This window comes from Streptomyces sp. HSW2009 (assembly GCF_040240285.1).
GTDB lineage: Bacteria > Actinomycetota > Actinomycetes > Streptomycetales > Streptomycetaceae > Streptomyces.
In genome coordinates this window covers 1-6,906 of the sequence record NZ_JBEHZD010000441.1, presented here as the reverse complement: position 1 = coordinate 6,906, position 6,906 = coordinate 1, and the positions used below count along the sequence as shown (strand labels likewise).

7 protein-coding genes are annotated in these 6,906 nt (G+C 73.6%); 4 read left to right on the top strand and 3 right to left on the bottom strand.

The genetic code is table 11. From position 1 onward, the window contains the following. Both AAHZ94_RS25660 and AAHZ94_RS25655 read right to left on the bottom strand, forming a co-directional pair. Window positions 1-1,119 (bottom strand): DEAD/DEAH box helicase (locus AAHZ94_RS25660; protein WP_349995589.1); only part of this gene is annotated, 1,119 nt, incomplete at its 3' end. Window positions 1,120-1,459: 340 nt separating this feature from the next. Next, window positions 1,460-1,663: a cold-shock protein gene (locus AAHZ94_RS25655; protein WP_349995587.1), complete on the bottom strand. Its 204-nt coding sequence runs from the start codon at window positions 1,661-1,663 to the stop codon at window positions 1,460-1,462. 458 nt (window positions 1,664-2,121) lie between these two features. Here AAHZ94_RS25655 and AAHZ94_RS25650 point away from each other — a divergent pair, with 458 nt between their 5' ends. The 4 genes from AAHZ94_RS25650 (at window position 2,122) to AAHZ94_RS25635 (ending at window position 6,458) form a co-directional block, all read left to right on the top strand. Then, complete coding sequence (locus tag AAHZ94_RS25650) at window positions 2,122-3,150, top strand: sulfotransferase family protein (protein ID WP_349995586.1); 1,029 nt, start codon at window positions 2,122-2,124, stop codon at window positions 3,148-3,150. A 348-nt stretch (window positions 3,151-3,498) separates the two neighbouring features. Beyond that, complete coding sequence (locus AAHZ94_RS25645) at window positions 3,499-4,557, top strand: 2-dehydropantoate 2-reductase (RefSeq protein ID WP_349995585.1); 1,059 nt, start codon at window positions 3,499-3,501, stop codon at window positions 4,555-4,557. 488 nt (window positions 4,558-5,045) lie between these two features. Beyond that, window positions 5,046-5,909 carry a GNAT family N-acetyltransferase gene (locus AAHZ94_RS25640; protein ID WP_349995583.1) on the top strand — a complete coding sequence of 288 codons (864 nt, stop codon included), beginning with the start codon at window positions 5,046-5,048 and terminating at the stop codon, window positions 5,907-5,909. A gap of 231 nt (window positions 5,910-6,140) precedes the next feature. After that, window positions 6,141-6,458 carry a hypothetical protein gene (locus AAHZ94_RS25635; protein ID WP_349995581.1) on the top strand — a complete coding sequence of 106 codons (318 nt, stop codon included), beginning with the start codon at window positions 6,141-6,143 and terminating at the stop codon, window positions 6,456-6,458. Between the two features lie 56 nt (window positions 6,459-6,514). On the opposite strand, the gene AAHZ94_RS25630 is transcribed toward AAHZ94_RS25635, so the two are convergent. Continuing rightward, on the bottom strand, window positions 6,515-6,906 hold a 392-nt coding region (locus AAHZ94_RS25630), incomplete at its 5' end, for a helicase-related protein (protein ID WP_349995580.1).

The following is a 6,906-nucleotide window of genomic DNA, read 5'->3' as shown; positions in this document are numbered from 1 at the left end:
CACGACCAGGTCGAGCCCGTCCACGTGGATGCCGCGGGCCGCGACGTTGGTGGCGATCAGCGCGGTGACGCCGCCGTTCTTGAACTGGTCCAGGGTCCGGTTGCGCTGCGGCTGGGACTTGCCGCCGTGCAGCGCAGCCGCCCGTACGCCGTTGGCCAGCAGGCGCTTGGCCATCCGGTCCACGGCGTGCTTGGTGTCCATGAACATGATCACTCGCCCGTCGCGGGCGGCAATGTGGGTGGCCACGACCTGCTTGTCGGCCTCGGACACGTGGAGCACGTGGTGCTCCATCGTGGTGACCGCGCCGGCCGACGGGTCGACGGAGTGGACGACCGGGTCGGAGAGGTAGCGGCGGACCAGCTTGTCCACGTTGCGGTCCAAGGTGGCCGAGAAGAGCATCCGCTGCCCGTCCGGGGCCACCTGCTCAAGCAGGGCGGTGACCTGCGGCATGAAGCCCATGTCGGCCATCTGGTCGGCCTCGTCGAGCACGGTGATCCGCACCTGGTCGAGCCGGCAGTCGCCGCGCTGGATGAGGTCGGCGAGCCGCCCCGGCGTGGCCACCACGACCTCGGCGCCGCCGCGCAGCGCACCCGCCTGCCGCGAGATGGACATCCCGCCGACGACGGTGGTCAGCCGCAGCCGTACGGCCTTGGCGTAGGGCGTCAGCGCATCGGTGACCTGCTGGGCCAGTTCGCGCGTGGGCACCAGCACCAGGGCCAGCGGCTGCTGCGACTGGGCGCGGGAGCCTGCCGTACGGGCCAGCAGGGCCAGGCCGAAGGCGAGGGTCTTGCCGGAGCCGGTGCGACCGCGGCCGAGCACGTCGCGGCCGGCCAGCGAGTTGGGCAGGGTGGCGGCCTGGATCGGGAACGGGGAGGTCACACCGTTCTCGGCCAGTGCGGTCAGCATGGGGTCGGGCAGCCCGAGTTCGGTGAAGGACTCGACGGCGGGCAGCGCCGGAGTGGTGGTCACGGGCAACGCGAACTCGGCGTGCCCGACGGCGGGCGCGGGCCGACGACGGCCCTGGCCCTGCCCCTGCGACCTGGGGCGGGGGCGTCCGGAACCGGACTGGCCCTGGCCGGAACGGGGGGAACGCTCGGATGAGCGGGTGGAGCGGTTCATGCGGAACCTTCCTCGAAACGGCACGTGTCGAGGAAGACCCGGCGGCGGCCTGGCCGCGCAGGAATCGCAAGAACGAACCGAAAGGGATAATGGCAGGGCGCGTACGGAAGAATGTGGCGCCTGACTATCTCGGGGCCGGCGACGGCACCCTTTTCACCACTGACGACGCCTGATGCATGCGTGCTCGGGATCTTTCCCCATCGCATGCCGCGAATTTCGCCGGGGAATTCAAAGGGGGTGCCCTGGCCGGTGTCCGCCGTCACATCGTCGGGACGGCGGCATGGGCCGGGCCCGCACCCTGGGGTGCGGGCCCGACACACAGCGCGGTGGCTGTGCCGGTTCAGACGGGAACGATGTTCTCCGCCTGCGGGCCCTTCGGGCCCTGGGTCACGTCGAAGGAGACCTGCTGGCCTTCGAGGAGCTCACGGAAGCCCTGCGCGTTGATGTTCGAGTAGTGGGCAAAGACGTCGGGGCCGCCGCCGTCCTGGGCAATGAAGCCGAAGCCCTTTTCGCTGTTGAACCACTTCACGGTGCCGGTAGCCATAACCGTCTCCTTACGGGTCGTACGAGAATCCGCACCTTACGGATTCCGTGTAGTCGCGATGATCACCCGCCCGGAGAAAAAACCACCGGAAAACAAAAATGCGCCTGAAGGTCCAGAACCAGCAGGCGCACACAACGTCTATGGGAACCACAACTGCAACTGCCCCCAAAGGTAGCACGGCACATCGGGCGGCGGGCGACCTTTGATCGTTAGCGCGGTCACACCGGACCGGGCCCGCCCTCGGACCCGGCACCGGAAGCGCCCCGGCACGGGCGGCGCCCCGCATCCACCCGCGCACCACCGCAAACGCTTTCTCCCTTTGCCCGCAACGCCCTACCCACCATCGGCGCCGGCCCCGCGAGCGGCCCCCGCCACCGCGCCGGCGCGGCCCTGTCGAGGGCCGCGAGCCGTCGCTAGGGTGTGATCGTTCACGCTGCCGTCGACCTGAGGTAGGACAGATGCGGCCCTTGACCTTCATCGTGGGCACCGGTCGCAGCGGGTCCAGCGCCCTGTCCCGGATCGTGAACGCCCACCCCGACCTGCTGAGCCTGAACGAGCTGTACGCCTCGCTCGGGCCCGGCGCGCTGCCGCCGGGGCCGGTGAGCGCGGCCCGCTTCCAGCGCCTGCTGACCGACCCCAATCCGGTCTTCGACACCCTCATCCGCAGCGGCGTGCCCCTGCCGGAGTTCCTGTACGTCCGCGAGCCGGGCCGGTACGCCGCCGCGACCACGGGCATCCCGGCGCTGTCGCTGATGGTGCTGCCGCATCTGACCGACGACCCGGACGGCCTGTTGGACGCGCTGGTGGCGGAGGTGGCGGGCTGGCCGTGTCGCCCGGTCGCCGAGCACTACGCGGCCCTGTTCGACCTGTTGTGCGCGCGCTGCGGCGGCACGGCGGTCGTGGAGCGCTCGGGCTACTCGCTGGAGTGGGTGCCACGGCTGAACGACGCCTTCCCCACCGCCCGCTTCGTCCACCTCTTCCGCGGCGGGCCGGACTGCGCCCTGTCGATGAGCCGCCACCCCGGCTACCGGACCATCGCCCTGCTCCGCCAGCTCATGAACCGCTGCCAAGTGACCGACCTCGGTCAGCTCACCGCGGACCAGGTGCGCGAGCTGCCGCCCGACCTGGCGCCGCTGCTCACCCGGGAGTTCGACGGCCAGGCCCTGGTCATGGACCGGCCGATGTCGGTCGCCGGGTTCGGTGCGCTGTGGTCGGAGCTGATCGGCGAAGGCGTGGCGCTGCTCGACCGGCTCCCCGAGCAGCGGCGCACCACGCTCGCCTACGAGGACCTGCTGGACGCGCCGGAGCGCGAGTTGGCGCGGCTGGCCGAGTTCGCCGGGGTTCCGGCCCACCCCGACTGGCTGGCGGCCGGCCGCGCCCACCTCGACGGCAGCCGCCGCGGCCGGTCCTTGGAGCTGCCCCCGGCGGACCTGGCCGAACTGCGGGAGAGCTGCGCTCCCGGCACCCGGGCGCTGGGCCTGGCCTAGCGCCCGTACGGCAGGTGGCCGGTCGGGGCGGGTGCCGGCCGGTGCGGCCTCATGCGGATGGCTGCGCCACGGGCGCGCGAACCCTGGACGACGTGCATACCGAACGGTACGTTTGGCGCTGAAGCGTGACCGAGGGTGCGTTGTCCAGCCGCGCACAGCAGGCCCGTGCCCCGCTCTCCCCCTCGGCCCCCGTTCCGCCCGACTGCGGGCACCACCGCGGGCGCGCAGCCCGCGGCCCGGCGGGGTCCGGCTCATGGCGGGTCGGGGCGATCGGGAGCGAGTGGGCCGCGGGGCAGCCATCCCGTCGCGCCCCACGGCCGCCACCACACCGCGAGGAGACCGGGTCCCATGTCACAGCCCGCGCCCCGCCCCGACCACCGTCTACGGATCGCCGTCATGGGCGCCGGCAGCATCGGCTGTCATCTCGGTGGCAGTCTCGCCGGCGTCGCCGACGTCACCCTGATCGGCCGCGTCGCCGCCATGGACACGCTCCGCGCCCGCGGCCTCGCGCTCTCCGGCGGCGGGCGCCCGCGGCTGCGCGTGGACACCGACGGCGGCCCGCTCGGCGTGCGGCTCGCCACCGGCGCCGAGGGTGCGGCCGATGCCGATTACGTCCTGGTCACCGTCAAGTCGGCGAACACGGGCGAGGCCGCCAGGGAGTTGGCCCCGCACCTGGCGCCCGGCACCGTCGTGGTCAGCTTCCAGAACGGGCTGCGCAACACCGGGGCGCTGGCGGAAGTGCTCACCGGGCGGCCGGTGCTGGCCGGCATGGTCCCGTACAACGTGGTGCGCACCGGCCCCGGCGCCTTCCACCAGGGCTCGGGCGGCACGTTGATGGTGGAGGCCGTCCGGCACGCCGAGCCGCTGGTGGCGGCCCTGACCGCGGCGGGGCTGCGGATCGAGGCCCGGCACGACATGCGCGAGGTGCAGTGCGCCAAGCTGCTGATGAACCTCAACAACGCGATCAACGCCCTGTCCGGGCTGCCGCTGCGCGACCAACTCGGCCAGCGCGCCTACCGGGAGTGCCTGGCGCTGAGCCAGTCGGAAGCGCTCGCGGCGTACGCGGCCGAGGGGATACAGCCCGCGCGCCTCGGCCCGATCCCGGCCCGGCTCACCCCGCGACTGCTACGGCTACCTGACGGGATCTTCCGTCGGCTGGCCACCGCCACGCTGTCCATCGACGCCCAGGCCAGGTCCTCCACCTGGGAAGACCTCCAGCGCGGCCGGCCCACCGAGATCGACTCGCTCCAGGGCGAGGTGGTGGCACTGGCCGCCAGGCACGCCCTGCCCGCGCCGGTCAACAGGGAGTTGGTGTCCCTGGTCCGCCGCATGGAGGCGGCCGGCCCCGGCGCGGCCCGCCGCTGGTCGGGCGGCGAACTGCTGGCGAAGGTGACGACGATGCGCTGAGCCGGGGCCGGTGGGGCGGGTGCCCTGCCGGGCGGGTGGGGCGGGTGCCTGTGCCTGGCGGCACGGCCGCTGCCCGACGGCATGCCCCTGCCGATGCTGCGGGCGCCCGGCCTCGCACGTGGGCCGAGGACCGTGCGCGACACCGGCCCCGAGGGGCGGTCGTGGCCGGGATCGTACGGGTCCGGGGCCTTACGGAACGCCTGGACGCGGTGTGCGGGTTCCCCCGAGCGGGGCTGTACGAGGGGTGTAGGACCCTGTCGGGTCTGCGACGCACGGGGCGTCAAGGGCCCAGCTCCCTACCAACAGCGCGGCGGGCGCAGACGCGGAGAGCAGGGGCCGTACGCGTACCGGACGTCGGGACCCGGCCGGGACGGAAAGGTGGGGGACATCAGGAGCTCAGCGCCGCAACGGGTCGGCGCGGGGCGGGGCGTGGGTGGTGGGTGGGAAAATGCGTGCGCCGGGGGTGCGGGAGCCGGGAAGCTGTGGTCATGACATGGACGTTGAGTGAGGACAATGCCGCATTCATCACCGCGGCCGGCCCCTTCCTTGCCACCCGGCCCGACGCACACACCCTGCTGATCTCGATCGCGGAGGCGGTCCGGGTCGGCGGGGCGGATCGCTACGGGGCGACGCCTCCGCGGTACGGCTGGTGGCGCGGGTCTGACGGGGCCGTGGCGGCGGCCTTCTTGTGGACGCCGCCGTACCCGCTGCACCTCACGCCGATGACCGACGGCGTGGCGGCCGACCTGGCGACGTTGCTGCGGGACGGTGGCGGTCCCGCGGTCTCCCGGGTGGCCGGGCCGGAGTCGGCGGCCCGGGCCTTCGCCGCGCGCTGGCTGCGGGACGGCGGTGCCGCGGAGGTGAGAAGCCGGCAGCGGCTGTACCGGCTCGGCGACCTGGTGCCGCCCAGACCCGCCCCGCCGGGGATCGCCCGGCGGGCCACGGCGGCGGACCGGGCGCTGTTGCTCGACTGGTTCGTCGCCTACCACCGCGCCATCGGCGAGGACCCGACGGGCAGCGCCCGTACCCTCGATGCCCAACTCGCGCGCGGTGGTTGCACGTTGTGGGAGGTGGACGGGGTGCCGGTGTCGATGGCCGGGGCGACCGGGGCCAGTGGGGGGATGGTGCGCATCGGCGGCGTCTACACGCCCGAAGCACTACGGGGGCGCGGCTACGCCAGCGCCCTGGTAGCCGCCGTGTCCGCGGCGGCGCGGTCGGCGGGCGCCGCCCACGTACTCCTCTTCACCGACCTAGCCAACCCCACCACCAACGCCCTCTACCCGCGCCTGGGTTACCTCGCGGTCGAAGACCGGGTGGCGCTCGCTTGGGAGACCGCCCCGATCTCGGCGTGAGCGCGCGTCGGGGCACGGGCGGGGCTGGGGCAGCGGGGCGGTTCCGGACTGCGGGGCTCCAAGCCCCAAGCTGCGGGCTGCGGGCTGCGGGCTGCGGGCACGGTGCCGTACGACGTGACCGCGCGGCCTGCGAGCGGTCGGTGAGCGCGACCGCCCGGCCGCTGCCGGGTACCGGTGGACCGGTGCTGACCAGGGAGAACGTGGGGGCGGACGCTGTCGTAGGCTGCGGCCATGGCAGAGCGGAGGCAAAGACGCACGAGGGCGGTCGGGGCGGTCGGGGTCTTCGACCGGGCGCTCGGCAGCCACAAGCCGCCGACGAGCACCCAGCGCTGGGCGGCGCGCCACCCGCTGCGGGTCGGCCTCGTCGTCGGCGTCCCCTTCGCGCTGTTCTGCTGGTTCGTCTCCCCACACAGCCATCTCGGTGACCTGCTGGTCTCGACGCTGGGCGGAGCCGTGCTCGGGGGGTTCTTCGTCGGGGTGGCGTTCCTGGAGCGGTACCGGCAGCGGCGTTGGCGGCGGCTCGCGGCGTCGCCGGCCGTGCCTGGCTAGTATACACATCTCCTAGCCCACGAGACAGACACCTACCTCGGTTGCACTCCGTCACGTTATAAAAAGTGAGCTGCTCGGGGGGGGGGGGGGGGGGGGGGGCGCCGGGGGGGGCGGGCCCCCGGGCGGGGCGGCGGGGCGATGGTGACCGGCACGCCGGAGGGCTCCTGGGCGCCGGTCACCCGGGCCAGTTCGTCGTCGCCCGGCCGGGCCTGCACGGTCTGCGGGGTGATGCCGGCCGCGGCCAGCAGCCGGTTCACCTCGCGCCGCTGCTCGGGCAGGACCAGGGTGACCACGCTGCCGGACTCGCCGGCGCGCGCGGTCCGGCCGCCGCGGTGCAGATAGTCCTTGTGGTCGGTGGGCGGGTCGATGTTCACGACCAGGTCGAGCCCGTCCACGTGGATGCCGCGGGCCGCGACGTTGGTGGCGATCAGCGCGGTGACGCCGCCGT